Genomic DNA, 26,210 nt, shown 5'->3' with positions numbered 1-26,210 from the left:
ATGATGTCCAAAGCCTTGCCGGGCTGGCGCAACTACCTGTTTAACAGCAGCTGGCGTTACCTGCTGCGCATTTTTCTGGCGCTGGCCGGCTGTGCGGCGGTGCCCTGGTGGCTGCATCAGATAGACTGGACCATCCCGCTGACGCTCGGCGTGGTGGCTGCCGCGCTGGCCGATCTGGACGACCGCCTCAGCGGCCGCCTGCGGAACCTGCTGATCACCCTGCTCTGCTTTTGTATCGCATCGGTCTCGGTAGAGCTGCTGTTTCCGCATCCGCTGGCATTTATGGCCGGGCTGGCGCTCTCAACCTGGGGCTTTATTCTGCTTGGCGCGCTCGGCCAGCGTTACGCCACTATCGCCTTTGGCGCGCTGCTGATTGCGGTTTACACCATGCTGGGCATCGGGCTTTTTTCGCAGTGGTATATGCAGCCGATACTGCTGCTGGTCGGCGCGCTCTGGTACAACCTGCTGACGCTGCTCGGCCACCTGATGTTTCCGGTGCGGCCGGTGCAGGAGCAGCTGGCGGGCAGCTATGCGCAGCTGGCGCAATATCTTGAGGCCAAAGCGAATCTGTTCGATCCCGACGGCGACGCACAGGATGACGCTACGCTGATCCGCACCGCGATGGTTAACAGCCAGCTGGTGGCGCAGCTTAATTTGACCAAAACCACACTGCAAAGCCGTCTGCGCGGCGATCGCGGATCGCGCAGCACCCGTCGCAGCCTGCATTACTATTTCGTGGCGCAGGATATTCACGAGCGCGCCAGCTCATCCCATCTGCAATACCATCTGCTGCGCGATGACTGGCGCTATAACGAAATTCTGTTCCGCTTTCAGCGGCTGCTGAATATGCAGGCGCAGGCGTGTCGCCAGCTGTCGCAGTGCATTTTAATGCGTGAGCGCTGGGAGCACGATCCTCGCTTCGAGCGGGCGTTCGATCGATTGCAGACCGCGCTGGAGCGTCTGCAGCAAAACGAGCCTGACGCGCCGCATCTGCGTCCGCTGTTCTGGCTGTTGCGCAATCTGCGCGCGATTGACGCGCAGCTGGGGTCGATAGAGTCAGAACAGTCTCTGGCCAGCGAAACCCCGCCGGGCGATAACCGGCTATCGCGTGAGGGACTGAGCGGCTGGAGCGACATCCGCCTGCGGCTGAGCCGTCATATGACGCCCGCCTCCGCGCTGTTCCGCCATGCGGTACGCATGACTGCCGTGCTCTGTATCGGTTATGGTTTTATCCAGCTCACCGGTCTTGACCGCGGCTACTGGATCCTGCTGACCAGCCTGTTTGTTTGTCAGCCCAACTATAACGCCACGCGACGCAGGCTGGCATTGCGTATCGGCGGCACCCTGGCGGGCATTGCTATCGGGCTGCCGGTGCTCTGGCTGGTGCCCTCAACCGAAGGTCAGCTGGTGTTGATTGTGGTCAGCGGCGTGCTGTTTTTCGCTTTTCGTCAGGTGCAATATGCGCAGGCGACGCTATTTATCACCCTGCTGGTGCTGCTCTGCTTCAATTTGCTGGGAGAAGGCTTTGAGGTCGCGCTGCCGCGCATTGTGGATACGCTGCTGGGGTGCGCGCTCGCCTGGCTGGCGGTGGCCTTTATCTGGCCCGACTGGCGCTTCCGGCAGCTGCCAGCGGTGGCGGAGCGGACCCTGAACGCTAACTGCCGCTATCTGGATGCGATTATGGAGCAGTATCACCAGGGCAAAGATAATCGCCTGGCTTATCGTATCGCGCGACGCGACGCCCATAACGCCGATGCGGAGCTGGCCTCCGTGGTCTCAAATATGAGCGGCGAGTCGCGTACGCACCAGAAACACAAAGAGTCCGCTTTCCAGCTGCTCTGTCTTAATCACTCTTTTCTGAGCTATATCTCCGCGCTGGGCGCGCACCGCGATAAGCTTAACGACAGTGCGCTGCTGACGCTGCTCGACGACACGGTCTGCTATGTCGAAGATGTGCTGCAAACCGAGGTGGTGAGCGATGCCGAGGCGGAAAGTATGCAGAGCGCCCTGACGCAGCGTATCAGCGATATGGCGGCCAATCAGGAGACGCGTGCGCCGCTGGTGTTACAGCAGTTAGGGTTGCTGGTGGCCTTGCTGCCGGAGATTGCTCGCCTGCGCCGCACGCTGGCGCCCTCTTAAGAGGCGTCTCCCTTTAGCGCCTGCTGATACCACTCATTGAGTTCCGCCCTGACGGCCTGGGGCAAGGCGGCTTCATGCCGCCCTTTTATTGCGCCTTCAAGGGCCAGCAAAGTTTTAAATCCGATATGCCGGTTTATCGCCCGGAGTCTGAGCCAGCACTGTTTGGATCCCAGGTCGATCAGGTGCCGCACGGTTTTGACGCCTGCCTCATGCAGCAGAAGCTCTATTCGCAGGCTAAGATTCGGCAAATCTTTCAGCCGCAGCGGCACCTGTCTGGCCAGAGATTCTTCCTGAGCGGTGCGTAGCGAAGCGGCGGACAATGCCAGCAGCTGAGAAGAGTCGTTCCACAGTACGTCGTCGACGCGGTAGTAATTGAGGCTGACAGCGGCGCCGCGCTTGCGAAATATCAGCGGCTGCATCGGTTTCCGCGCCGCATATTCCCGTAATGCTTCGCTGGCGCGCAGATAGAGTGCGTCATCATTGATCAGCGCGAAAACCACTTTTTCAACCGCCAGCGCATAGCCGCCAAACTGTGTACGCGATTCGATGTGGCCTAAGGCGGCCAGACGGTGACGTGACCGTTCTACGATAGGGTGCTGTTTTTTCATGGCACGCTCTCCTTGTGCAAAAATACGACTAAAAAGTCATGTCTATCAGTCCGTTAGAGATATAGAAAAAATCCGTTAAGGGTTCAATTAATTATTGCGTTCCCGTCTCACCTTCTCCCGTTTTTGCGAGCCGTTTTCCAAATTTGAGGTTGATCTTTATCCAGGAAGTCATTACTGTATATCCATACAGTCCAATGCTGAGTGGTTAACTTATGCGCACCCAACACTTTAATAATGCAGGCTTTGCCCACCGTCATGTCTCCTCTTCTAAGCCGTCGCAGCACAGCGGCTGGATCACGGAACTGCGCTACAGCGAACAGCCCGGCATGATGCAAATGTTGCTGCTGCCGTTACTGCAACAGCTCAGCCAGGAGTCTCGCTGGCAGCTGTGGCTGACGCCCGCGCATAAGCTTAATCGCGCCTGGCTGCAGCAGTCAGGTCTGCCGCTGGAAAAAAGCATGCACGTTGCGGATTCAGAGCGTTGCACCTCCGTAGAAGCGATGATTAAAGCTTTGCGTACAGGGAATTACAGCGTGGTACTCGCCTGGATCCCTTATGATCTCGATGAAGAAGAGCGACGCGAACTGGAGCAGGCGGCAGCGGAAGGAAAAGCGCTGGGGTTGATTATGCGCCCAAACGGGAGCTCCGCGACCACGCTGCGACCAAATAAAGGGCTAAAAATTCAGTCGGATTTGTTTCATTGAGTAAAATTAGGATTTTTCTCGCGCCTTTTGCCTTTTTTATTTCAGCTAAACCACTGATTCTTTTCCTTCCAGCTTTGACAATGGTTTAGCTGCATTTTGCTCAAAAAGAGGCCGACATTAAGACCGGGTCAAATGTTAGAATATGTGTATAAAGCCCTGTTTTTTTGCGGCATCCCCTCACATCATACTTGTAACTTTCCAATCTCGTTGTAGACTTTACCTCGCCAGGGTGCTCAATAATCTCCGTTTTTTATCGGTAGAGTCATAAGCGAGCGTATTAACCCGGCGAAGGATTACAACCAAGAGCATCCCTTTTTGCTCATTGCCTATTTGGATGATAACGAGGCGCAAAATGAAAAAGACAGCTATCGCAATTGCAGTGGCACTGGCTGGCTTCGCTACCGTAGCGCAGGCCGCTCCGAAAGATGACACCTGGTATACCGGTGCTAAACTGGGCTGGTCTCAGTATCATGATACTGGTTACTACGGTAACGGTTATGGCAACAACAACGGCCCGACTCACGAATCTCAGCTTGGCGCTGGTGCATTCCTGGGTTACCAGGCTAACCCGTACCTGGGCTTCGAGTTGGGTTACGACTGGCTTGGCCGTATGCCGAACAAAGGCACCGTAAACAACGGCGCATTCAAAGCACAGGGCATTCAGCTGGCTGCTAAACTGAGCTATCCGATCACTGACGATCTGGATGTCTACACCCGTCTGGGTGGTATGGTATGGCGCGCTGACGCAACTCAGAACAACGTTGTTAATGGCCGCATCAGCGACCACGACACCGGCGTTTCTCCGCTGGCAGCAGTGGGTGTTGAATACGCTCTGACTCAGAACTGGGCAACTCGTCTGGACTACCAGTGGGTTAACAACATCGGTGATGCGCAGACTGTTGGCGCACGTCCTGACAACGGCATGCTGAGCGTAGGCGTTTCATACCGCTTCGGTCAGGATGAAGTTGCACCGGTTGCAGCTCCGGCACCGGCTCCGGCTCCAGTTGTTGAAACCAAGCGTTTCACCCTGAAGTCTGACGTGCTGTTCACCTTCAACAAAGCTACCCTGAAGCCGGAAGGCCAGCAGGCTCTGGATCAGCTGTACAGCCAGCTGAGCTCAATGGATCCGAAAGACGGTTCTGTTGTCGTTCTGGGCTTCACTGACCGCATCGGCTCTGACCAGTACAACCAGAAACTGTCTGAGAAACGCGCTCAGTCTGTGGTTGACTACCTGGTATCTAAAGGTATCCCGTCTAACAAGATCTCTGCACGTGGCATGGGCGAATCTAACCCAGTTACCGGCAACACCTGTGACAGCGTGAAAGGCCGTAAGGCTCTGATCGACTGCCTGGGTCCGGACCGTCGCGTAGAAATCGACGTGAAAGGTATCAAAGACGTTGTAACTCAGCCGCAGGCTTAAGTTACTCCGTAAGAAAAACCCCGCAAAGCGGGGTTTTTTTATGTCTGCTGATTAGCGTTTACGCGCCGCGTTATTCGCTGCCCGTTTCCGATTTACCAAGAATAGCCTGCAGATCCTGTTTCAGGCTCGACATCTGCGTGGCGTATTTTTCTTTACGTTCCGCATCTTCAATCAGCTGAACGATGGTTTCCGAAAGCGTACAGCCGCGACGCTGTGCCAGTCCCGCCAGGCGTTGCCACACCAGGTACTCCAGATCGATCGACTTTTTACGCGTATGCTGATGTTCCGCATTAAAGTGCCGCTTGCGACGCGCGCGAATCGTCTGTTTAAGACGATTATCCAGGCCCGGGTGAATATGTTGCGCGATCCATTCAGCCACATCGACCGGACGATTTTCCATTGAGAGCAGCTCCTCAACGGCCGCCTGCGCAGCGCTGAGTTCAAGGTGACGCGTGATCAGTTCACCTTCCCGGTGTTTTTTCACCAGGTATTTCCATTTCCATCCACTTTCAAGATTTTCGAGTTGTTGGTATTTCATCGGAATCTCATCGTGACCGCGTAACAAACTAAGAATAACAGTTTTTTTCCTGGATGCAGTAAGGAAAAAGGCGTTGTTTGTCTCAGGGTTAATCCGAACCATGCAGTGCTTAACAAAGGGGTTTCCTGTATAATCCCGCTTTTCTTTAATTAACCAAATGCGATTATTTTGACCAGCTCTCAACTTTCCTGGCAAGACCTGCAGCCGAATATTACCGAATACGCGTCCGTTTTCTCCCGTATTACCGAAGAAGAGACCGATAGCCTGGCGGCGGTACAGCCGCGTTTGCTGAATGCACTGGCGTATCTCGATCAACAGACCGAAGGCTTTCCCCTTCTGCTGGTGTGCAGTCAGGAGAATGCGGATTACCTGGAACTGATTGCGCGCCAGATGGAGCGTATCGCCGACGAACCCGCTGAGCTGTTCGGCGGACATTATCATATCATTGCGGATAACGTGACCCTCCAGCCGCCCGGCGATGCCTCGCATCCTTTTACCGGCACGGGTCAGGTGCATTTTGCGGAGTGGATTGAGAACGAGCAGCTGTTTGGCTGCGTGCGTCTGCGCCGCGATCGTTTGCAGCTTGAACCGGGCCTGATCCACCGCGCCAATGGCGGTACGCTGGTGCTGTCGCTGCGTACTCTGCAGGCGCAGCCGTTGCTCTGGCTGCGGCTGAAGCGCGCCATCCAGCTGGGCCGCCTGGAGTGGCAGTCAGCGGATGAGCGTCATCCTCTGCCGGTTTCCATTCCCCCGCTTCCCCTAAGCCTGAAGCTGGTGTTGTGCGGCGATCGCGATGCGCTGGCAGCCTTTCAGGAAAGCGATCCGGAACTGCACGAGCTGGCGACCTATACTGAATTCGAAGAAAACCTGCAAATCGTCGACGAAGATGACATGCTTGCCTGGTGCCGCTGGGCGCAGGATGTTGCGCTGCAGGCGGGGCTGCCTGCGCCGCAAACTGATTTCTGGCCGCCGCTGATCCGTGAGGCGGTGCGTTACACCGGCGATCAGGAAGTGCTGCCGCTCTGCCCACGCTGGCTGCTGCGTCAGATGCGCGAAGCCTTTATGCAGGAGAGCGAGCTGAGCGAAGCGGCGTTAGTCAGCGCCCTTGAGACCCGCAGCTGGCGCGAAGCTTTCCTTGCCGAACGCATGCGTGATGAGATCCTGCTAAAACAGATCCTGATTGAAACCGAAGGCGAAATTGTCGGCCAAATCAACGGCCTTTCCGTCGTGGAGTTTCCAGGTCATCCACGTCCCTGGGGCGAACCTTCGCGCATTACCTGCGTGGTTCATCCAGGCGACGGCGAATTTACCGATGTCGAGCGCAAAGCTGAGCTGGGTGGCAACATCCACGCGAAAGGCATGATGATCATGCAGGCGTATCTGATCGCCGAACTGGAGCTGGATCAACAGCTGCCCTTCTCCGCATCGCTGGTATTTGAGCAATCCTACTCGGAAGTCGACGGGGACAGCGCCTCTCTGGCCGAGCTGTGCGCCCTGATCAGCGCGCTGGCTAATCAACCGATTAATCAGCAGATTGCGGTAACAGGTTCTGTCGATCAGTTCGGCAACGTTCAGCCGGTAGGCGGACTGAATGAAAAGATTGAAGGCTTCTTTACGATTTGCAACGAACGCGAGCTCACCGGCCAGCAGGGCGTGATTATTCCGGCGTGCAATGTGCGCCATCTGTGCCTGAGCCAGGAAGTGGTCGACGCCGTTGAACAGGGCCGCTTCCATATCTGGGCGATCGATCGTGCCGATGAAGCGCTGCCGCTGCTGACCGGCGTTATCTGGCACAGCGATGATGAGAACGGCGACACGCTGCTGCGCAGGATCCAGGATCGTATTACCCAACTCAATCAGCAGGAAGCGAGCCATCGACCCTGGCCTCTTCGCTGGCTAAACTGGTTTAACCAGAACTGATTGAATTGCCCGGCGTACAGCTGTTCGCTAAACTTCGTGCTTCACTAAAACAAGGCTTATTGAAAACATGGTTGATAAACGCGAATCCTATAGCAAAGAGGACCTGATTGCGTCAGGTCGCGGTGAACTGTTTGGCGAGAACGGTCCGCCGCTTCCGTCAGGCAACATGTTGATGATGGACCGCGTGGTCAAGATGACCGAAGATGGCGGTAAATACGATAAAGGTTTCGTTGAAGCCGAGCTGGATATCAATCCGGACCTGTGGTTTTTCGCCTGTCACTTTATTGGCGACCCGGTGATGCCAGGCTGTCTCGGTCTGGATGCCATGTGGCAGCTGGTCGGTTTCTATCTGGGCTGGCTTGGCGGAGAAGGCAAAGGCCGCGCGCTGGGCGTCGGCGAGGTGAAATTCACGGGCCAGGTGCTGCCGACGGCGAAAAAAGTCACCTATCGCATTCACTTCAAGCGCGTCATTAACCGCAAACTGGTGATGGGCGTCGCCGATGGCGAAGTCTTCGTTGATGGTAATCTGATTTATTCTGCCAGCGATCTGAAAGTCGGTCTGTTTAAAGACACCAACGCTTTCTGATAGCGCAAATGAAAACCTCCGCCAGCGCGGAGGTTTCTTCCTTTTCGTGACGGACAATTACACCGTAACCGCCCTGTCCTCCATGGCTTGTCGCCAACCTCCCAACCAGTGAGACTTAGCCTCAATCATCTGATACGGACACATCTCTTTCGAGCGTCCTGTAATACCGGCCTGGTAGCCACGTGAGTGAGCGCGTTCAAGGCGGTCTCGTTTCTGTCTCTTCATACTCCGTATCCCTCATATCAGGTCTGTGGAATCTGGTGGAAAGAAAAAGAGTGGCGAAATATTACTCAGCCACAGTTAAGTTCTACCTGTCCCGCCCGGAAAGGTCAATGCGCAAATTTCACGCCAGTGTCATCACTTTGACGTTAAATTGCCATTGTTGCCGCTGACGGTTTCGCTTATCGCCTTGAAGAGCCAATAAAAAAAGCCCCTTCTCGTCGTAGCATTTCGCTGACGACAATCAGGGGCGGAGCAAAATCTTTACCGAACTTTATTCTGAGGTTATCGCTGCATTGGCGATCTGCTGCGCGGTCTGCTGCCAGCCGACAGCAAGCGTACGCACCAGCGCCTCGTAGCCGTCTTCGTTTTGCGGCAGCGCCACATCGAAGCCCTGCTTCACCACATGGCCATTATGCTGCAGCACCCACTCGCCGCTTACCACGGCGCGCCCGTCATAGCGTCCCTGAAAACCGGTCACCGTGACGCTCAACGTGTCATGCTTCTCGCCCAGCGGCGCAGCGGAAACCAGTCGGCCCGGCAGGGCCTTGCTCAGATTAGCGACCAGCGTTTGCTGGAGCTGCTGATCGAGCGGGCTGGCCCATAGATTATTAGCGGCGATAACGTATTTTACGTCGCTGGTCTGATAAACCAGTCCGTTGCCCGCCAGATAATCGGGAACGGCGACCTGCTGAACCCACAGCGCTGGCGGCTGCGCTTCGCCGCCGCTGCGCACCTGCATAGCCGCCGGTTGCGACGGCAGCTGGTAGTAGGTGTTATCGATAGTGCTGCTGCACGCGCTTAACAGCAGCGCGGCGCACAAAACGGCTCCTTTTCTCACTGTTTCGCCCTCTTTGGCTGTGGATCCTGACCCGGTTTGGCCTCGAAGACCAGCGCGTTGCTCTTGGTATTGAGCGTTTTCAATACCGGTTGCAGCTCGCGCAGTACCTGATCGAGTCGCTGCATATCACCCACCAGCTTGTTGTAAGCCGGGGAACCTGGCTGCAGCCCTTTCATACTGCGGTTCAGTTCACGCAGCGTTTGCTGCATATCTTCCGGCAGCGTTTTCATCGCCGGGCTGGCGGTGATCTGATTAAGGTTTTTCAGCGTGCCCTGCATTTCACGCAGCGTGCGCTGGCTCTCTTTCAGCGTACCGGTCGCCTCGGTCACCACGTTGTTGAGCGGCAAAGCGTTAATCTTGTCGAGCGCCGCCACTAGTTTCTGCTGGATCTGACTCAGGCCGCCGCTGGTCGTTGGAATAATCTCGTAGCCTGCGATTTTGTTCGGGCCTTTATAAGGCGGCACATTATCGTAGAAGTCGAGATCGATATAGAGCGAGCCGGAGAGCAGGTTGCCGGTTTTCAACGAGGCGCGCAGGCCGCGTTTTTTGCCGTCCTGCAGATGTTGCTCCAGATTAAAGTCCTGACCCAGTCTGGCGGTAAAGCGGTCAGGCTCAATGCGGATCAGCACCGGCACGCGGTAATCGTTATTCAATGCCTGATTAACACCCTCGGTCATAAAGGGCGCCTGCGCGACCGTACCCAGACGGATGCCGCGGAACTCGACCGGCGCGCCGACCTGCAGGCCACGGATCGAATCGGTGAAGAACATCAGGAAATCCACATGGTTGGTGTAGAGCGAATCCTGGATGCTGCGCTGATCGTCGAACAGATGATAGTCCGCGTGGTTCGTTGCGGCCTGGCCTAAATCCCAGCCGTCCGGCACATCAAAGCTGACGCCGCCGCTGAACAACGTCGTCAGCGACCCCATCTCGACCCGCATGCCCGATGCTGACATATCCACCGCGATGCCACTGTCCTTCCAGAAACGGACATTGGTGGTCACCAGCCGATCGTACGGCGCTGCGATAAAGAGCTGATAGGTCATCATGCGCTTATCGGTATCAAAAGTGCTGGTTTCCACCGTCCCGACGCGGTAGCCGCGGAACAACACCGGATCGCCGGCGTTCAGCTGCCCCGATTTTTTACTGTCGAGCGTAATGCGGATACCTTTCGCATCAGGTGGCGCCAGCGGCGGCGCATCAAGCAGCTGATAGCGCTCTTTCGCCTCCTCTTTGGTGCCTGGCTGCATCTCAATATAGGCACCGGAGAGCAGCGTATTGAGTCCAGTCACGCCTTCGCGGCCAATCTGCGGCTTCACCACCCAAAAATAGCTGTCGCCGTGCAGCAGCTTTTCCATGCCGGAGTTGAGGCGCGCGGTGATCTCAACGTGATGCAGATCGTCGGTCAGCTCCGCTTTTTCCACAACGCCTACATCGACGCTGCGGCTTTTGATCGTGGTTTTCCCGGCCTCGATACCTTCCGCATTTTCCGTAATCAGGGTCACTTCGGGTCCGAGGTGGCTGAAGTGATAAAACAAAATCCATCCGCCGATCAACAGCGTCACGATGGGGACAATCCAGACCGGCGACCAGCGTTTTATCTGGTCGACTTTGGCATGGCCGTGGTTACTTTCCGTCAAGGCGCGGCTCCTTTGTAGTGTGTTCCTGTACGCGATCCCAGGTCAGGCGCGGGTCAAATGTCATAGCGGCGATCATGGTCAGGATCACTACCAGCGCAAACAGCAGCGCGCCCGTTGCGGGATAAACATTCATCAGTTGCCCCATGCGCACCAGCGCAGAGAGCACGGCAATAACAAACACGTCTATCATTGACCAGCGGCCGACAAATTCGACCACTTCATAAATCAGGTGCATCTTTTCGCTGTCGCGCTGCCCGCGCCCGCTGGCATTCCAGCAGAGCCAGCCAATCGCCAGCATTTTCAGCGACGGCACCATAATGCTGGCGATAAAAATAACCAGCGCCACCGGATAAGAGCCATCGCTCCAGAGCAGGATCACGCCCGCCATAATGTTAGACGGATATGGCGTGCCCAGAGTTTCGGTCACCATAATCGGTAACAGGTTAGCGGGGATATAGATCATCAGCGAGGTAAAGAGCAGCGCCAGCGTCCACTGCAGGCTGTGCTTGCGGCGTGGCGCGGCAATGACGCCGCAGCGCGGACAGTCGGGCTGATCCGCCGCCAGGATTGCGGTGCAGCAGGGACAGGAGCGCATCCCCTGCTGTAGCCCGCTAACGCCCTTTTCAGGCAGGTGCGGCAGCGGCGGCATCGGCGCGATCTGGTCCCACAGCCAGCGGCGATCCACACACTGAAAAGCGCGCAGCTGCAGCAGGCAGAACAGACACCAGGGCCAGAAGCTGGTTTCCAGACCGATATCGCCGTAAGCCATCAGCTTCACGAAGCTGACCAGCACACCGGCCATAAAGATCTCCGCCATGCCCCAGCTGCGCAGCTGAAACAGGATGCGCGCCAGCCCCAGCCGCAGGCTTACCGGCATTTTTATGCGGTTGACCAGCAGAATAATGGCCACCATACAGAGTCCAGGGATCGCCTGGACAAACGCCAGAAAGAGCGTGGCGAGACTGCTGTAATCCTCCGACACCATGACCTTCGGGATCTGCAGCAGCGATATCTGGCTGCTGAGGCCCGCGACCCTCATGGTGATAAAGGGAAACAGGTTCGCCAGCAGCAGCATAAACAGCGCCGCCAGCGCATAGCCGGTTGGGCGTTTGCGCGGCTCAGGCCAGTTAGCGGTCAGCACCGTATGGCAGCGCGGGCAGGACGCACGGCTACCCTGCGGCACGTCCGGCAGTTTCACCATTAAATCGCACTGTGGACAAAGCATCCACGCCTGACTTTCAGCGGCTGAACACATCCCGATTCCCTTATGGTTACGCGCCGTTTTTCAGCGCTTCCAGCTCTTCCCAGCGTGCGAAGGCTGCTTCCAGCTCCTGCTCCGTCTGTGCCAGCGCATCCAGCACCGGCTGGGTCTGGTCATGCGGCTGGCTGAAGAAATCCGGATGGCTCATTTTTGCCTGCAGTTCGCCGATGCGCGTTTCAAGCGACTCCAGCTTCTGCGGCAGCTGTTCCAGCTCGCGCGTCAGGTTATAGCTGAGTTTGCCGCCGCCGCGTTTCGCGGCGTCACTTTTTTCCGCCGGTTTCGCCGCAGCGGCAGGCTTGCTTGCCTGAGCGCTTTTCTGCTGCTTATAGGCTGCGCGCTGCTGCTGCGCATCGTGATAGCCGCCTACGAAGCTGCCGATTTCGCCGTTGCCTTCGAAAATCCAGCATTCGGTAACGGTGTTATCGACGAACTGACGATCGTGGCTCACCAGCAGTACGGTGCCCTGATAGCCGTCGATCAGCTCTTCCAGCAGCTCGAGGGTTTCGACGTCGAGGTCGTTGGTCGGTTCATCGAGGATCATCAGGTTGCTGGGACGCAGGAAGAGACGCGCCAGCAGCAGACGGTTGCGCTCGCCGCCGGAGAGGGCGCGCACTGGCGTCATGGCGCGTTTCGGATGAAACAGGAAGTCCTGCAGATAGCCGAGCACATGGCGCGGCTTGCCGTTGACCATCACCTCCTGCTTGCCTTCGGCCAGGTTATCCATCACGGTCCGGTCTGGATCAAGCTCGGCGCGATGCTGATCGAAGTAGGCCACTTCCAGCTTGGTACCGCTGTGCACCCGGCCGCTGTCGGCTTTCAGCTGCTGCAGCATCAGGCGCAGCAGCGTGGTTTTGCCGCAGCCGTTCGGGCCAATCAGGGCGATTTTGTCGCCGCGCTGCACCTGCGCGGAGAAGTCGTGCACCAGCGTCTTGCCGCCCACGCCATAGTTGACGTGCTCCAGCTCGAAGACAATCTTGCCTGAACGCGAGGCTTCGCCCACCTGCATATTGGCTTTGCCCATCACTTCGCGGCGCTCAGAGCGTTCGCGGCGCAGCGCTTTCAGCGCCCGGACGCGCCCCTCGTTACGGGTGCGGCGCGCCTTGATGCCCTGACGGATCCACACCTCTTCCTGCGCCAGCTTGCGGTCGAATTCGGCATTCTGCATCTCTTCGACGCGCAACGCCTCCTCTTTCCCTTCCAGGTAGAGATCGTAATTGCCCGGCCAGGAGACCAGCTTGCCGCGATCGAGGTCGACGATACGCGTTGCCATATTGCGGATAAACGAGCGGTCATGGGAAATAAAGACGATGCTGCCGCTGAAGGTCTTCAGGAAGGTCTCCAGCCAGTCAATGGTTTCGATATCGAGGTGGTTGGTCGGTTCGTCCAGCAGCAGCACGCGCGGGTTGCTCACCAGCGCGCGGCCCAGCGCCGCTTTACGCAGCCAGCCGCCCGACAGCGACGACAGCTCGGTATCAGGCTGCAGGCCGATCTGCTGCAACACGTCGTTGATACGGCTCTCCAGCTGCCACAGATTGTGATGATCCAGAATGGTCTGCAGACGTCCCATCTCATTAAGGTTTTTCTCGCTGGGATCGAGCATTACCGCATGCGAAATGGCATGGTAGGCCTTGAGGTGTTCGGCCTGTTCTTCCACCCCTTCCGCCACAAAGTCATATACCGAGCCGGTAATATTGCGCGGCGGGTCCTGTTGCAGACGCGCCACCACCAGGTCCTGTTCAAAGATGATGCGACCGTCATCCAGCGGCTGCTCCCCGTTAATGATCTTCATCAGGGTAGATTTGCCTGCGCCGTTACGGCCGACCAGACAGACGCGTTCGTTTTCTTCGATATGCAGCTCGGTATTGTCGAGCAGCGGCGCATCGCTGAAGGAGAGGTAAGCGCCGTGAATACTGATTAATGACATCTGAACTTATTCCTTACCGGCGTGAGTAATCAGCCAGCAGTTATGAATTTGACGGTTGCGGGCAAAATCCTGCGACAGGGTTTTCTGGGTAATGTCCTGCGCCTTCAGGCCCAGCGACGCCAGCCCTTCAAGATCCATCTTAAAGCCGCGTTTATTGTTAGAGAACATCACGGTGCCGCCCGCGCGCAGCAGGCGTTTCAGGTTGCGCATCAGCATAATGTGATCGCGCTGCACGTCGAAGTCCTCTTCCATACGTTTGGAGTTAGAGAAGGTCGGCGGATCGATAAAGATCAGATCGAACGTCTCGTCGCTTTCGCGCAGCCAGCTCAGGCAGTCGGCCTGCATCAGGCGGTGCTGACGACCGGTCAGCCCGTTGAGGCGCAGGTTGCGCTCGGCCCACTCCAGATAGGTACGCGACATATCTACCGTCGTCGTGCTGCGTGCGCCACCTAACCCGGCATGCACGCTGGCGGTGCCGGTATAGGAGAAGAGGTTAAGGAAATCTTTATCCTTACTCATTTTGCCCAGCATATGGCGCGCAATCCGGTGATCGAGGAACAGCCCGGTATCAAGGTAATCCGTCAGGTTGACCAGCAGACGCGCGTTATACTCCTGCACCTCGAAGAAATCGCCCTTCTCGCCCAGTTTCTGATACTGATTTTTACCTTTCTGCCGCTCGCGCGTTTTCAGCACCAGACGGTTAGCCGGCAGCTCCAGCACGCTAAGCGTCGCGCCGATCACGTCAAACAGACGCTGGCGCGCTTTAGCGGCGTCGATGGTTTTCGGCGGCGCGTACTCCTGCACCACCACCCATTCGCCGTAGCGATCGACCGCCACATTATATTCCGGCAGGTCGGCGTCATAGAGGCGATAACATGCGATCCCCTCCTGGCGCGCCCACTTTTCCAGTTTCTTCAGGTTCTTACGCAGGCGGTTAGCGTAATCCTCGGCAATCTGCGCGCCGTTTTCACCGCTGGTTTCCGCCAGCTGATAGTTTTTCTGCACGCATTCGATCGGGCCGTTTTTCGCTTTAAACTGACGCTCTGCGCGCAGCTGCAGACAGCTCAGCAGCTCAGGCGACCCGCTGAACAGCGACAGTTTCCAGCCGCCGAAGTGCTGCTTCATAATACGGCCGAGCTGGCTGTGCAAAGCGATCAGCGCGGGTTCGCTCTCCAGGCGCTCGCCGTAAGGCGGGTTACTCAACACGGTACCGTGCTGCTCGCCAGGCAGCGGGTTTTTCAGCTGCAGAACATCCTGACGCGCAAAGGTAAAGAGATCGGCGACGCCGGCGCGGCGTGCGTTAGCCTGCGCCCATTCCAGTACGCGGCCGTCGCTGTCATAGCCGAAGAAACGCGCCTGAGCGGCGGCGGTGCCGGCACGCGCGCGCTGCTGCGCCTCGCCTTTCACCTCGCGCCACAGCGCGTCGTTATGCTGCCGCCAGTGGGTAAAGCCCCAGCGGCTGCGCAGCAGGCCCGGCGCGCGATCGCAGGCGATCAGCGCCGCCTCGATCAGCAGCGTGCCTGAGCCGCACATAGGATCGAGCAGCGGCGTGGTCGGCTGCCAGCCGGAGCGCAGTACAATCGCCGCCGCCAGGTTCTCTTTCAGCGGCGCCTGCCCGGTCTGCTGGCGATAGCCGCGCTGATGCAGCGCATCGCCGCTCAAATCGAGCGCGATGCTGGCGCGATCTTTATTCAACCAGACGTTGATGCGGATATCCGGCTGCTCGCGATCCACATTGGGACGCGGCAGTTTCTGACGGGTGAAGGAGTCGACAATCGCGTCCTTCACCTTTAGTGCGCCAAACTGGCTGTTGCGGATCGATTCGTTGGTGCCGCTGAAGTGCACCACGAAGGTATGCTGACTGCCGAACAGTTCGGTCCAGTCGATGCTCTGTACGCCGACGTAGAGATCGAGATCGCTGTAGACGCCAAATTCGCCGAGCGGCAGCAAAATACGCGACGCCAGGCGGCTCCACAGCAGGCTCTGATACATCGTACGGTCATCGGCTTCAAAATGAACGCCTCCCTGTACCACCTGCAGATCCTGCGCGCCCAGCGCGTCCAGCTCACTTTTCAACAGCTCTTCGAGCCCACGCGCCGTACTGGCAAAGAGAGAATTCATATCGTCACTATTACTCTTGAGAAAATTGCTGCGCATTATACCCTAAATAAGCGGCATTGTTGGAAAGCAGCGCGCTCGCGACTGCAACCGGGCAGTTAACAAGGCTATAGCGTCCCGACGCCATGTATCATAAAGTTAGCTTCTTTTGCCGCGCCCGCCCGTTTCTGTGGAGATCACCATGCTTACGCTGTCCCGTCTGTTTATTCACCCGGTTAAATCGATGCGCGGTATCCACCTCTCGCATGCGCAGGTGCTGGAGAGCGGACTGGCGTTCGACCGTGTTTTTATGGTGACGGCGCTGGACGGCACTTTTATTACCGCGCGCCAGTACCCGGAGATGGTGCGGTTTACCCCGGCACTGCTGGTCGACGGCCTCTCGCTTCAGGCGCCCGACGGCAGCCAGGCGATGATCCGCTTCAGCGATTTCGTCGGGCAGGAACAGCCGACCGAAGTATGGGGCAACCATTTCACCGCACGCATTGCGCCCGATGCCATCAACGCCTGGCTGAGCGCCTTTTTTCCGCGCCCGGTGCAGCTGCGCTGGGTTGGCCCGCAGCCGTCGCGTCGGGTAAAAAACTTTACTGATGTGCCGCTGGGCTTCGCCGACGGCTACCCCTTTCTGCTGGTCAATAACGCCTCGCTGCAGGATTTGCAGCAGCGCTGCCCGGCCAGCGTGCGCGCCGAGCAGTTTCGCGCCAATCTGATCGTTAACGGCGCGCCAGCCTGGGATGAAGACAGCTGGGCGACGGTACAGATTGGCAGCGTCATATTTGACGTGCCCAAGCCCTGCAGCCGCTGCGTCTTTACCACTGTCGGCACCGAAAGCGGCCGCAAACATCCAGACGGCGAGCCGTTAAAAACGCTGCAGGGTTTCCGCAGCGCGCAGGATAACAGCGGCGATATCGACTTCGGCCTGAATTTAATTGCGCGCAGCAGCGGCATCGTACGCGTCGGCGATGAGGTAAACGTGCTGGCGCGCCATACGCCGCGCGCCTATGGGGCAGGTGCGGTGGTGGAAACGCTTAAGCCACAGCAGCAAACCAAAGCAGACGTCACTGTTACCTGGCAAGGTCAGACGTTTCAGGGGGATAACCAGCAGGTGCTGCTGGAGCAGCTGGAGATGCAGGGATTTAAAATACCCTACTCCTGCCGTGCGGGCTTATGTGGCAGCTGTAAGGTGACGCTGGTTTCAGGCAAGGTGAAGGCGTTAAAGAAAAGCGCCATTCGCGACGACGGCACTATTCTGAGCTGCAGCTGTATTCCGGCTGGCGATATTGAACTGGTGTAAGGGTTACACCGCGTAAGCGAAGCGCGGCGCGCTGTCCGCGTGGTGCGGCAGCAGGCGGTCGTTCATGATTTTAATGGCGTCGCCCAACACCATCTGTTTGCCCGCCAGCGTGAGCGTAGGCTGCGCCAGCAGACAGAGCGTGGCGTTGCCGCCGCTTTCTACCGCCAGCAGTCGCGCCTGCTCGCCGTTGTCCGCCAGCGTTACTTCCACCATGTCGCCGGCTTCAGGCTGCAGCACGCAGGTCCAGGCGGTAAAGTGCCAGCTTTTTGGCATCAGCGGCTTCAGAAAACGTTTCGCCACCAGCGCGTTGAGCGTCAGCTCGGCGCGCTGATTCGCGCTTAGCGCGCTCTGGCGGCAGCGTTCTTCAAAGGTGTAATAGAGTGCGGCGTCGTCAACGCTGAAGCCGGTCTGACTGAAGGCGTCCGGCGTCAACATCTTTCGGGTAAAACGAGAGCGGAAAAGCATACCGTCAGCCAGATCCAGCATCATCCGGTCATGGTCGGCGTCAAAATACCAGCGCCAGTTATCATCAGGTTTGATTTTCATAATTTGCCTTGTCATTAACCGCCGCGTTTCTCTGCACAGACTCAGCGAAGCCCCGCTTATGGGAAAAAAGCTGAAAATACGCACAACAGGGAAAAAATATAAACGAGCCGGAGTGAGAAATAAACCCCCCGGCGCTGTTTTATGGGAAATGTCTTAGAGATGGGTCACGATATCTTTTATTAATCCCGGCCCTTTATAAATAAAGCCGGAGTAAATCTGCACCAGCGCGGCGCCAGCGGCGATTTTTTCCCGCGCCGCAGTTAATGAATCAATGCCGCCGACGCCGATAATCGGCAGCGCGCCGTTCAGCTCCTGCGCCAGTCGCTTGATGACCGCCGTACTGCGCGACTGCACCGGACGACCGCTCAGGCCGCCTGTTTCCGTGCTGTATTTCAGCCCGTTAACCAGAGCGCGATCCAGCGTGGTATTGGTCGCGATAACGCCATCGATATTATGGCGCACCAGGCTGTCGGCAATTTGTATTAATTCTTCTTCAGAAAGATCGGGCGCAATTTTTACCGCCACCGGCACATATTTCAGATGACGCTGCTCCAGCTCTTTCTGTTTCGCTTTAATCGAGATCAGCAGATCGTCCAGCGCCTCGCCATATTGCAGCGTGCGCAATCCTGGCGTATTAGGCGAGGAGATATTTACCGCGATATAGCCGGCATGGGCATAAACTTTCTCCATGCAGATCAGGTAATCTTCTTTACCATTTTCTACTGCCGTGTCTTTATTTTTACCGATATTAATGCCGAGGATACCCTTGAAACGCGCCTTTTTGACATTCTCTACCAGATGATCAACGCCGAGATTATTAAAGCCCATGCGGTTGATAATGCCTTCCGCTTCCACCAGCCGAAACATGCGCGGTTTATCGTTGCCCGCCTGGGCGCGCGGCGTTACGGTGCCGACTTCGACAAAGCCGAAACCCATCGCTCCGAAGGCGTCGATGCACTCTGCATTTTTATCCAGTCCGGCCGCCAGCCCCAGCGCATTATCAAACCGTAAGCCCATGCAGGTCACCGGACGGGAAGGAAGCCGCTGGCGGATCAGCGCTTCCAGCGGCGTGCCGCTGATGAAACGCAGCTGCTGAAAAGTGAGTTCATGAGCGCGCTCGGGATCGAGCTTAAACAGCGCGGGTCGGACGATAGGATAAAGCATGCACTCTCCTGGAGATCGGAAGCGATGAATTGTCAGGGTGCACAGGAAAATGTGCGCCAGAATGGTAAAGGCCTCTGGCGCAAAAGTAAATTACTGACGGGACGAGATATTGATCGCGATCAGCGCTTGCTGGCATAACGCGCCAGACGACGGCACGCCTGCAGCCCGCTATAGAGCGTCGGGTAGTACCAGAGCAGTTTGATGCGTTTGCTTTCGCGCGTCACCTTGCGCACCAGCTGATCGATAGTCGGGTGCCATGAGGCGGGCACCGGAATATTGTTTTTGCGGATCTCTATCAGGCAGCCGTACATCACCGGCTGATAGTAGGTGTCCAGCAGCTTCTCTTCTGGCGGCAAGCCCTGCTCGCGCAAAAAGCTTTCGCTGCTGCGCCGGGCGATATAGTAGTTCTCCACCCAGGAGAAGGTGGGCTTGCTCTGCGACAGCGAGGTCGGCATAAAGCGCTTGTTGTAATAGCTTTTCTGCGTAAAACCAATCTGCCGCGCCGACATATAGAGCGCGAACATATAGGGCGCGTCTTCATGATTCTGAATCGGCAGAAACTGTACGCCGGTGCGCGCGATAAGGTCGCGGGAGAGGATGCTGCTCCACAATACGCGATGCGCCGAGCGGTGCGGGATCATGCTGCGCAGGGTATCGGCGCCGCCTGGCCAGACGCCGTCGACGTGACGCTGATGGAATTGCTCATACTGGCGCTCCGCCACCGGTTTATCGGTAAACATACGCGCGCCGAAGCAGAACATCTCCATCTCTGGATGCTGCGCCAGCATGCGGCGGAAATCGGCGAAAAGATCGCTGGAGACGAAATCGTCGGCGTCCATAAAGTAGATAAAGTCGCCGGTAGCTACTTCCAGTCCTTTCGTGCGCGCCGCGCTGACCCCGCCGCGTTCGCCGCGCAGCAACGTCAGCTGCGGATGCCGGGCGGCCAGCGCCTCAAGCAAGGCGATGCTCTCATCGGTCGAACCGTCGTCGATGACGATGACCTGCTCCGGCGGAGAGGACTGCCCCAGCAGCGAATCGATCGCTTCCGGCAGCCATGGCGCGCAGTTCCAGTTCGGTACGATAACGGAAATGGTCGCAGCGCGGCTGTCAGCGTTCCGTGTGCTCATTCTCTTTCCTCAATGTTAAAACTCCTGGCTCGGGCAGGCAGCAGACGTTTAATCACCATGCTGTGCAGCAGACAGCAAACTGAAAGGTTAACCAGACCGATCAGGCCAAGCCACAGCAGATTGAGCCAGCGGTTCTGGTTCCACTCGATGGGCAAGAAAGTGCAGAGCCAGGCGATCAGCGCCGCGACCGCCCAGATCAGCAGCACGTCGCGGGTCAGCCACGTAAAGTGAATGCCTGGCGCGAAGCGGCGGTGCACCAGCCATGCCCAGCCAGCCAGATAGAAAATGTTCTGCCCCAGCCACAGCCAGCCGGTGCCCTGCGCGCCATAATGAATTGCCGCCCAGATATTCAGCGGGACCAGGATCACCGCGAAGCAGGTGAAGCCCTTAAGGTGCAGCTTAAGATTGCCGTTGACGTATTGCAGATGGTAAAGCAAACCGCAAATCGCCTGTACGCCGCTTCCCAGCGCATAAAGGCTGAGCACAAACGACATATCCGTCACGACCTGCTCGTTCTGCGTCCAGGCCCAGAGCAGCGGCGTAGCAAACATAGCGATAGTAATGCTGAGCGGCGCCATAAAGATCGCTACCGCCTGAGTCGTATAGCGATAAAGCGTCAGGGATTCAGCATCGCCCTCTTTACGCGTCTTGATGCCGGTCATGCGTGGCACGATCGCCTGCATAATCGGGCTGCTGAGCAGAATAATGCCGGTCGCGGCGGTGGCGACGACGGTAAAGGAGCCGTAGGCGCTCAGCGGCAGCGTTTTCGACAGCACCAGGCGGTCAATTTGCGAAATAAAGGTCCAGATAGCGCTGGCGAACGCCGCGCTCAGCGCAAAGCGGATAAACGGCTTTAACACCGTCTTTAAATTTTCGTGCTTCTGCTTGCGCGCGGCGGCGGGCACCAGCTGATAGGATTTGGAAATCAGACAGACCGCTTCCACTATCGACACCGCCAGTTGCCAGATAAAGAAGCTCAGCACCGGGTTAGAAAAGAGCTGGATCACCAGTACCGCGCCAAAGGTACGCAGCGTCACGATGATCAGGTTGACGCCGTTAAGCCACACCTGATGCTCAAAGCCGACAATGACGCTGCGATAGGGGCTGGTGCGCCAGCGGATAGCCGCGGTGATCACCATAATGGCGACGGCGATGGTGACATCCGCAGAAGGCAGATGGCGCGCATCCAGCCAGTTATGGGCGATCCAGGGCGTTGCCAGCCAGCCAATCACCACCAGGATAAGCGTGGAGATAAGGAAGAATTTCGACAGGGCGGAAAAGAGCGCCGGAAACCAGATAAACTCAGCCTGGTTGGCGCGATAGCGCGCCGCTTCGCGCATCAGGGTCGTCGACACGCCGGCGTCGAGCAGCTGGAGCCAGGTTAACAGAATCGAGAAAAAACCCACTAACCCGTAAGCTTCCATCCCTAGATGTTGAATATAAAGCGGCACGACCAGAATGCCTGACAGCGTCAGGTAAATCTGACCGACATAATTGGCGATCGCGTTACGTTTAATTGACATATGTATGATTGTATCTGGGCAATTTTCTCGGAGGCCACAAGCGTGGCACACATCATCGGACCTGCCTACCAGACATAGTCTTAAATTTATCTCTGGCGCTGAGCGCCAGATTTAATCTGACCTGATACGGGATAAATTTGTATATAAAATAACATTTACCCGCAATGAATAAAGCCAGGTAAGCAGGCGACCTAATGCGAGTGAAAAAATCAGGCGGCTTTTTTCAGCTCTTTTGTAACTTTATATTTTTGCAGCAGGATGAACATACGCGGACGATTTATAAGCAGCCACTCTTTGGCGTTATCTGGCTTAAACTTGCCGCCCATAAAGCGAATGGCGTTGATGACATATTCCGGTACCGGCGTGCCGTTGTAGAGCGACAGGTAAATCATCAGGCGGAACGAGTGCATTAAATAGGCTTTTTCCAGCTGCGCCTTCAGCGGCGAATTATCCAGATTATTCTTAAGAATGCCGTAGGTCTGAATAAAGGCGTTGTAGCGCTGCAGGAAATAGTCATCATTTTTGCGGCTGTTAGTCAGGGAGCCGCTGCGCACGCGCTGGCGATAGTAAACATGCTGGCTAACCCAGGCGCGAGTGGCGTGAATAAACACCGACAGCGTGAATTTATGATCTTCATGCACGCGATCGATAAACCGCAGTTTGTGTTGCTCGACAACGCTCTTTTTCACCGCGTAGTTCCAGGCTGCGGAAGTATAAGAGCCATTATTCAGCAGACGCGACAATACCTGCTGCGGCGACTGCAGGCCGAATTGATCGTGACGCACTTTAGGTCGGGTGACGTTTTCCCGGCCATCTTCAAACATTTGCGAACTAAAGCAAAAGAGATCGACGTCGGGGTGCGCGGTCGTCACCTGCTGCAGCTCTGCAACGAAGCCTTCCGGCACGATATCGTCCGGGTCGCAGAAGAAAAGAAACTCCCCTTGCGCGGCCTCGATGCCGGTATCGCGCGCCTTGCCCGCGCCGCCGTTAGGCGTAGTGATAATGCGAACCTGCGGCTGGTGACCATATTTTTGCTGCACCAGCGCCAGCGTACCGTCAGTGGAGCTGTCGTTAACAATAATAATTTCAGTCGGCGCGTCAACCTGACGCAACAAGGAGTCGACACATTCGACAATATATTTTTCCACGTTATAAGTGGGAATAATGACTGATAACAGCGTCTTTGCCATACATCTTTCTCAGGGTCGATTAAAAGAAAAGGCACGAGCGTTACACAACTTGTAAAAATTGCGTTAAAGCATGGCGCAAAAATATTAATAAAAAGCGCAAACAGCTAAACTCTGCATGGTTGAGTAGTATAGGCAGAAGATTTTTTCTATTAACAGGGCCAGCCTTTTATTCAGATTCCTTACCCTGGCCTGACCTATCATGCGCGGTAAAGTATCTGGTGAAAAGCGCGGCTGTTACTTTATGTCGCTTAACTCTTCTGGCGCTGCACATTTTATTTATAAAAGTAAAAAAGGTCACAAAGCGTTTCATTATGAATATTTTATTACTATTAAATGAAAATTACTCATCATAACCAGCGTGCGCAGACATAGCTATATTCCGATAAATGACCCACCTGAGCCAGGCTGAATGCGGCTTTTACGAAAATGAACTGCGCTCAAGCGAAATGCAGCGTTCCGGCAAAGGCCATTTTTCTATTACTCAGCAGGATGTGTGTAATTAAACCCTCCACGACAAGCAAAATAGAGATACTTTTACTGCTATTTGTTTAGTCGCTATAAACTATCCATCTGGATCTGTTGCAGCCTTTTAGGACTATTCGTAACTCTCCTGCCCGCCCCTGCCGCAGCTTTTATGAGCAAAGCGACCCGTTTTGCATATTTCGCCTTTAGATTGCCGGATAAATCATTTAAGCCCTCCTCCCTGCTCTGTCAGGATGTGACCATCAGTTCTCAACAATAGCTAATCAATAACTTTCAGTTATAAGGAGTAACGATGCGAGTTATTACGCTAGCTGGCAGCCCGCGTTTCCCGTCACGTTCGACTTCGCTGCTTACCCTGTGCCAGCGCGCGCTGGAAGCGCGTGGCGTTGAGGTGATCCCCTGGAATATTCAGAACTTTGAGCCAGACGATCTGATCAACGCGCGCTTTGATGCCCCGGCGCTGCTGGCGTTACGTCAGGATTTGCTCGCCGCTGATGGCGTGATAGTCGCCACGCCGGTTTATAAAGCTTCTTTCTCTGGCGCGCTGAAAACGTTGCTCGATCTCCTGCCAGAACGCGCACTGGAACACAAAGTGGTGCTGCCGCTCGCCAGCGGCGGCAGCGTAGCCCATATGCTCGCGGTCGATTATGCCCTGAAGCCGGTGCTGAATGCCCTGAAGGCGCAGGAGATCCTGCACGGCGTCTTTGCCGAAGACCATCAGATCACCCATTACGACCGTCAGCCGGAGCTGCAGGCGGCGCTGGCGCATCGGCTGGATGAGGCGGTCGAGGCGTTCTGGCTGGCGTTAAGTCGCCATCATAATCCTCTGGCTCAGGCTGTTTAAGAAAAGGAACCGGGATGAAAAGGATAACCAGCTGGCTACTTGCCGCCCTCGCTGTGCTGAGCCTGCAGACGCAGGCGGCGGACGCCCCCGCGCAGATCCGCATCGGCTACCAGAAAGGCTCCGTCAGCATGGTGCTGGCAAAATCGCACCGGCTGCTGGAGCAGCGGTTTCCTCACACCAGGATTCAGTGGATCGAATTCCCTGCCGGTCCGCAGATGCTGGAAGCGTTGAACGTCGACAGTATCGATTTGGGCAGTACCGGCGATATTCCGCCGCTGTTTGCCCAGGCGGCAGGCGCCGATCTGCTCTATGTCGGATCGGAGCCGCCTAAACCCCAGGCTGAAGTGATTCTGGTGGCGAAAAACAGCCCGCTGAAAAGCGTCGCCGATCTTAAAGGGAAAAAAGTCGCCTTTCAGAAGGGGTCCAGCTCGCACAACCTGCTGCTGCGCGCCCTGCAGCGTGAAGGGCTGAGCTTTAGCGATATCCAGCCGGTTTATCTGACGCCCGCCGATGCGCGCGCCGCCTTTCAGCAGGGCGATGTAGATGCCTGGGCTATCTGGGACCCCTACTACTCCGCCGCGCTGCAGCAGGGCCACGTGCGCGTGCTGGCCGACGGCAGCGGACTTAATCTGACCGGCTCTTTCTATCTGGCGACGCGTAAGTTCACCGAACAGAACGGGGCGTTCATTCAGCAGGTGCTGGATACCTTTAGCCAGGCCGATGCGCTGACGCTCAGTCAGCGCCAGCAGAGCATCGATCTACTGGCGGCTGCCATGGGCCTGCCGAAACCGGTTATCGCCAGCTATCTCGATCATCGTCCGCCGACCCGCATTTCGCCGGTCAGCGAGCAAACCGCAGCGGCGCAGCAGCATACCGCCGATCTCTTTTATAGCCGCCATCTGATGCCGGTAAAACTGACGATTGCCGATCGCATCTGGCATCCCGGCGCCCCATAAGTAAGGAGTGAATAATGAGCTTATCCGTATTCTGGTTTCTCCCGACGCACGGCGACGGACACTATCTTGGCACCTCTGAAGGGGCACGTCCGGTCGACTATGGCTATTTGCAGCAGATTGCGCAGGCCGCCGATCGCCTGGGCTTCGGCGGCGTACTCATCCCGACCGGCCGTTCCTGCGAGGACGCCTGGCTGGTGGCCGCCTCGCTGATCCCGGTCACGCAGCGCCTGCGCTTTCTGGTGGCGCTGCGTCCCGGCGTGATTTCACCTACACAGGCGGCGCGCCAGGCTGCGACGCTGGATCGCCTCTCCAATGGCCGTGCGCTGTTCAATCTGGTCACCGGCGGCGATCCGGAAGAGCTGGCAGGTGACGGTCTGTTTCTGGATCACCATGAGCGCTATGTAGAGTCGGCGGAATTTACCCGCGTCTGGCGTCGCGTACTGCAAGGCGAAACGGTTGATTACGCCGGAAAGTATGTCAACGTGCGCGGCGCGCGTCTGCTGTTCGACCCGGTACAGCAGCCGCGGCCACCGCTCTGGTTCGGCGGCTCGTCCGAACCGGCGCAGGATCTGGCCGCCGAGCAGGTCGATGTCTATCTGACCTGGGGCGAACCACCTGCACTGGTTAAAGAGAAAATCGACCAGGTACGCGCCAAAGCGGAAGCACAGGGCCGCAAGGTACGCTTCGGCATTCGTCTGCATGTGATTGTCCGCGAGAGCAATGAAGAGGCCTGGCGCGCCGCCGACCGTCTGATCGCCCATCTGGACGACGCCACCATCGCGAAAGCGCAGGCCGCGTTTGCCCGTACCGATTCGGTCGGCCAGCAGCGCATGGCGGCGCTGCACGGCGGACGTCGCGATCGGCTGGAGATTAGTCCGAACCTGTGGGCGGGCGTGGGTCTGGTGCGCGGCGGCGCAGGTACGGCATTAGTTGGCGACGGCCCGACCGTTGCCGCGCGCATGCAGGAGTATGCCGATCTCGGCATTGAGACCTTTATCCTGTCAGGCTATCCGCATCTGGAAGAGGCGTATCGCGTCGGCGAGCTGCTCTTCCCGCATCTGGATCTGAACGTGCCGTCGATCCCGCAACCGCGCGACGTTCAGGCGTTTGGCGAAACCGTCGCCAACGATTTCCGCCCGCAGAAAGTATCGCAGAGCTGAGGAAGAGA

Annotated in this window: 22 protein-coding genes; 9 read left to right on the top strand and 13 right to left on the bottom strand. The window is 57.0% G+C overall.

Going from position 1 to position 26,210, the window contains the following annotated elements; genetic code table 11:
* Positions 1 to 2,139, top strand: a complete 2,139-nt coding sequence (gene yccS / locus D7S44_RS02935) for a YccS family putative transporter (RefSeq protein WP_120451884.1) — start codon at positions 1 to 3, stop codon at positions 2,137 to 2,139.
* Here the strand turns inward: yccS and D7S44_RS02930 are convergent.
* Positions 2,136 to 2,747 carry a TfoX/Sxy family DNA transformation protein gene (locus D7S44_RS02930; RefSeq protein WP_120451882.1) on the bottom strand — a complete coding sequence of 204 codons (612 nt, stop codon included), beginning with the start codon at positions 2,745 to 2,747 and terminating at the stop codon, positions 2,136 to 2,138. The two genes, yccS and D7S44_RS02930, sit on opposite strands and share 4 nt — an antisense overlap.
* 212 nt (positions 2,748 to 2,959) lie before the next feature.
* Between D7S44_RS02930 and sulA the strand changes: the two genes are divergently transcribed.
* Both sulA and ompA read left to right on the top strand, forming a co-directional pair.
* Entirely contained in the window at positions 2,960 to 3,451 is a 492-nt protein-coding gene (gene sulA / locus D7S44_RS02925; RefSeq protein ID WP_120451880.1) for an SOS-induced cell division inhibitor SulA, read from the top strand.
* 352 nt (positions 3,452 to 3,803) lie between these two features.
* Entirely contained in the window at positions 3,804 to 4,871 is a 1,068-nt protein-coding gene (gene ompA, locus D7S44_RS02920; protein ID WP_120451878.1) for a porin OmpA, read from the top strand.
* 70 nt (positions 4,872 to 4,941) lie between these two features.
* On the opposite strand, the gene matP is transcribed toward ompA, so the two are convergent.
* Complete coding sequence (gene matP, locus D7S44_RS02915; protein WP_147402079.1) at positions 4,942 to 5,409, bottom strand: macrodomain Ter protein MatP; 468 nt, start codon at positions 5,407 to 5,409, stop codon at positions 4,942 to 4,944.
* Positions 5,410 to 5,571: 162 nt separating this feature from the next.
* On the opposite strand from matP, the gene D7S44_RS02910 reads away from it, so the two are divergent.
* Complete coding sequence (locus tag D7S44_RS02910) at positions 5,572 to 7,329, top strand: AAA family ATPase (RefSeq protein ID WP_240629434.1); 1,758 nt, start codon at positions 5,572 to 5,574, stop codon at positions 7,327 to 7,329.
* A 67-nt stretch (positions 7,330 to 7,396) separates the two neighbouring features.
* The gene (fabA, locus tag D7S44_RS02905; protein WP_126688655.1) at positions 7,397 to 7,915 is read left to right on the top strand and encodes a bifunctional 3-hydroxydecanoyl-ACP dehydratase/trans-2-decenoyl-ACP isomerase; all 519 of its coding nucleotides are present in this window, start codon (positions 7,397 to 7,399) and stop codon (positions 7,913 to 7,915) included.
* 57 nt (positions 7,916 to 7,972) lie between these two features.
* Here fabA and rmf read toward each other — a convergent pair whose 3' ends face one another.
* From rmf to rlmKL, 6 genes are all read right to left on the bottom strand, one after another.
* Positions 7,973 to 8,140: a ribosome modulation factor gene (gene rmf / locus D7S44_RS02900; protein WP_120451870.1), complete on the bottom strand. Its 168-nt coding sequence runs from the start codon at positions 8,138 to 8,140 to the stop codon at positions 7,973 to 7,975.
* Between the two features lie 268 nt (positions 8,141 to 8,408).
* A complete protein-coding gene (gene pqiC, locus D7S44_RS02895; RefSeq protein WP_120451868.1) occupies positions 8,409 to 8,975 on the bottom strand; it encodes a membrane integrity-associated transporter subunit PqiC in 567 nt (188 codons plus the stop codon).
* Entirely contained in the window at positions 8,972 to 10,615 is a 1,644-nt protein-coding gene (gene pqiB, locus D7S44_RS02890; protein ID WP_120451867.1) for an intermembrane transport protein PqiB, read from the bottom strand. The genes pqiC and pqiB overlap by 4 nt, the downstream gene beginning before the upstream one ends.
* Positions 10,602 to 11,870 (bottom strand): membrane integrity-associated transporter subunit PqiA, encoded by a 1,269-nt coding sequence (pqiA, locus tag D7S44_RS02885; protein ID WP_120451865.1) that lies wholly within the window; start codon positions 11,868 to 11,870, stop codon positions 10,602 to 10,604. The genes pqiB and pqiA overlap by 14 nt, the downstream gene beginning before the upstream one ends.
* Before the next feature lie 16 nt (positions 11,871 to 11,886).
* A complete protein-coding gene (locus tag D7S44_RS02880) occupies positions 11,887 to 13,800 on the bottom strand; it encodes an ABC transporter ATP-binding protein (RefSeq protein WP_120451863.1) in 1,914 nt (637 codons plus the stop codon).
* 6 nt (positions 13,801 to 13,806) lie between these two features.
* Positions 13,807 to 15,921: a bifunctional 23S rRNA (guanine(2069)-N(7))-methyltransferase RlmK/23S rRNA (guanine(2445)-N(2))-methyltransferase RlmL gene (rlmKL, locus tag D7S44_RS02875; RefSeq protein ID WP_120451861.1), complete on the bottom strand. Its 2,115-nt coding sequence runs from the start codon at positions 15,919 to 15,921 to the stop codon at positions 13,807 to 13,809.
* A gap of 178 nt (positions 15,922 to 16,099) precedes the next feature.
* On the opposite strand from rlmKL, the gene D7S44_RS02870 reads away from it, so the two are divergent.
* A complete protein-coding gene (locus D7S44_RS02870) occupies positions 16,100 to 17,209 on the top strand; it encodes a YcbX family protein (protein ID WP_120451859.1) in 1,110 nt (369 codons plus the stop codon).
* A gap of 3 nt (positions 17,210 to 17,212) precedes the next feature.
* Here the strand turns inward: D7S44_RS02870 and D7S44_RS02865 are convergent, their stop codons facing one another.
* The 5 genes from D7S44_RS02865 to D7S44_RS02845 form a co-directional block, all read right to left on the bottom strand.
* Complete coding sequence (locus tag D7S44_RS02865; protein ID WP_120451857.1) at positions 17,213 to 17,755, bottom strand: cell division protein ZapC; 543 nt, start codon at positions 17,753 to 17,755, stop codon at positions 17,213 to 17,215.
* A gap of 153 nt (positions 17,756 to 17,908) precedes the next feature.
* Positions 17,909 to 18,919 carry a quinone-dependent dihydroorotate dehydrogenase gene (pyrD, locus tag D7S44_RS02860; protein WP_120451855.1) on the bottom strand — a complete coding sequence of 337 codons (1,011 nt, stop codon included), beginning with the start codon at positions 18,917 to 18,919 and terminating at the stop codon, positions 17,909 to 17,911.
* Positions 18,920 to 19,038: 119 nt separating this feature from the next.
* Positions 19,039 to 20,046: a glycosyltransferase family 2 protein gene (locus tag D7S44_RS02855; RefSeq protein WP_120451853.1), complete on the bottom strand. Its 1,008-nt coding sequence runs from the start codon at positions 20,044 to 20,046 to the stop codon at positions 19,039 to 19,041.
* Positions 20,043 to 21,569, bottom strand: a complete 1,527-nt coding sequence (locus D7S44_RS02850; RefSeq protein ID WP_120451851.1) for a lipopolysaccharide biosynthesis protein — start codon at positions 21,567 to 21,569, stop codon at positions 20,043 to 20,045. The genes D7S44_RS02855 and D7S44_RS02850 overlap by 4 nt, the downstream gene beginning before the upstream one ends.
* 209 nt (positions 21,570 to 21,778) lie before the next feature.
* The gene (locus tag D7S44_RS02845; protein ID WP_120451849.1) at positions 21,779 to 22,759 is read right to left on the bottom strand and encodes a glycosyltransferase family 2 protein; all 981 of its coding nucleotides are present in this window, start codon (positions 22,757 to 22,759) and stop codon (positions 21,779 to 21,781) included.
* Positions 22,760 to 23,534: 775 nt separating this feature from the next.
* On the opposite strand from D7S44_RS02845, the gene ssuE reads away from it, so the two are divergent.
* From ssuE to ssuD, 3 genes are read left to right on the top strand one after another with little or no spacing between them, the layout of a single operon-like run.
* Complete coding sequence (gene ssuE / locus D7S44_RS02840; RefSeq protein ID WP_120451847.1) at positions 23,535 to 24,086, top strand: NADPH-dependent FMN reductase; 552 nt, start codon at positions 23,535 to 23,537, stop codon at positions 24,084 to 24,086.
* A 14-nt stretch (positions 24,087 to 24,100) separates the two neighbouring features.
* On the top strand, positions 24,101 to 25,042 hold the full coding sequence (locus D7S44_RS02835) for a sulfonate ABC transporter substrate-binding protein (protein WP_120451845.1): 942 nt from the start codon (positions 24,101 to 24,103) through the stop codon (positions 25,040 to 25,042).
* 14 nt (positions 25,043 to 25,056) lie between these two features.
* On the top strand, positions 25,057 to 26,202 hold the full coding sequence (gene ssuD / locus D7S44_RS02830; RefSeq protein WP_120451843.1) for an FMNH2-dependent alkanesulfonate monooxygenase: 1,146 nt from the start codon (positions 25,057 to 25,059) through the stop codon (positions 26,200 to 26,202).
* The last annotated feature ends 8 nt before the right edge of the window (positions 26,203 to 26,210 follow it).

The organism is Pantoea piersonii, assembly GCF_003612015.1.
Lineage (GTDB): Bacteria > Pseudomonadota > Gammaproteobacteria > Enterobacterales > Enterobacteriaceae > Pantoea > Pantoea piersonii.
Note: the sequence above shows the minus strand (reverse complement) of the source record. Positions and strands in the feature narration are given on the sequence as shown.

Bases quoted from the DNA above. Each gene is read 5' to 3' on its own strand.
- pqiA (WP_120451865.1), bottom strand. From the start codon at position 11,870: ATGTGTTCAGCCGCTGAAAGTCAGGCGTGGATGCTTTGTCCACAGTGC.
- ssuD (WP_120451843.1), top strand. From the start codon at position 25,057: ATGAGCTTATCCGTATTCTGGTTTCTCCCGACGCACGGCGACGGACAC.
- D7S44_RS02870 (WP_120451859.1), top strand. From the start codon at position 16,100: ATGCTTACGCTGTCCCGTCTGTTTATTCACCCGGTTAAATCGATGCGC.
- rlmKL (WP_120451861.1), bottom strand. From the start codon at position 15,921: ATGAATTCTCTCTTTGCCAGTACGGCGCGTGGGCTCGAAGAGCTGTTG.
- D7S44_RS02930 (WP_120451882.1), bottom strand. From the start codon at position 2,747: ATGAAAAAACAGCACCCTATCGTAGAACGGTCACGTCACCGTCTGGCC.
- D7S44_RS02855 (WP_120451853.1), bottom strand. From the start codon at position 20,046: ATGAGCACACGGAACGCTGACAGCCGCGCTGCGACCATTTCCGTTATC.
- yccS (WP_120451884.1), top strand. From the start codon at position 1: ATGATGTCCAAAGCCTTGCCGGGCTGGCGCAACTACCTGTTTAACAGC.
- D7S44_RS02845 (WP_120451849.1), bottom strand. From the start codon at position 22,759: ATGGCAAAGACGCTGTTATCAGTCATTATTCCCACTTATAACGTGGAA.
- D7S44_RS02880 (WP_120451863.1), bottom strand. From the start codon at position 13,800: ATGTCATTAATCAGTATTCACGGCGCTTACCTCTCCTTCAGCGATGCG.
- rmf (WP_120451870.1), bottom strand. From the start codon at position 8,140: ATGAAGAGACAGAAACGAGACCGCCTTGAACGCGCTCACTCACGTGGC.
- D7S44_RS02865 (WP_120451857.1), bottom strand. From the start codon at position 17,755: ATGAAAATCAAACCTGATGATAACTGGCGCTGGTATTTTGACGCCGAC.
- ompA (WP_120451878.1), top strand. From the start codon at position 3,804: ATGAAAAAGACAGCTATCGCAATTGCAGTGGCACTGGCTGGCTTCGCT.
- sulA (WP_120451880.1), top strand. From the start codon at position 2,960: ATGCGCACCCAACACTTTAATAATGCAGGCTTTGCCCACCGTCATGTC.
- D7S44_RS02850 (WP_120451851.1), bottom strand. From the start codon at position 21,569: ATGTCAATTAAACGTAACGCGATCGCCAATTATGTCGGTCAGATTTAC.
- pyrD (WP_120451855.1), bottom strand. From the start codon at position 18,919: ATGCTTTATCCTATCGTCCGACCCGCGCTGTTTAAGCTCGATCCCGAG.
- D7S44_RS02835 (WP_120451845.1), top strand. From the start codon at position 24,101: ATGAAAAGGATAACCAGCTGGCTACTTGCCGCCCTCGCTGTGCTGAGC.
- matP (WP_147402079.1), bottom strand. From the start codon at position 5,409: ATGAAATACCAACAACTCGAAAATCTTGAAAGTGGATGGAAATGGAAA.
- fabA (WP_126688655.1), top strand. From the start codon at position 7,397: ATGGTTGATAAACGCGAATCCTATAGCAAAGAGGACCTGATTGCGTCA.
- ssuE (WP_120451847.1), top strand. From the start codon at position 23,535: ATGCGAGTTATTACGCTAGCTGGCAGCCCGCGTTTCCCGTCACGTTCG.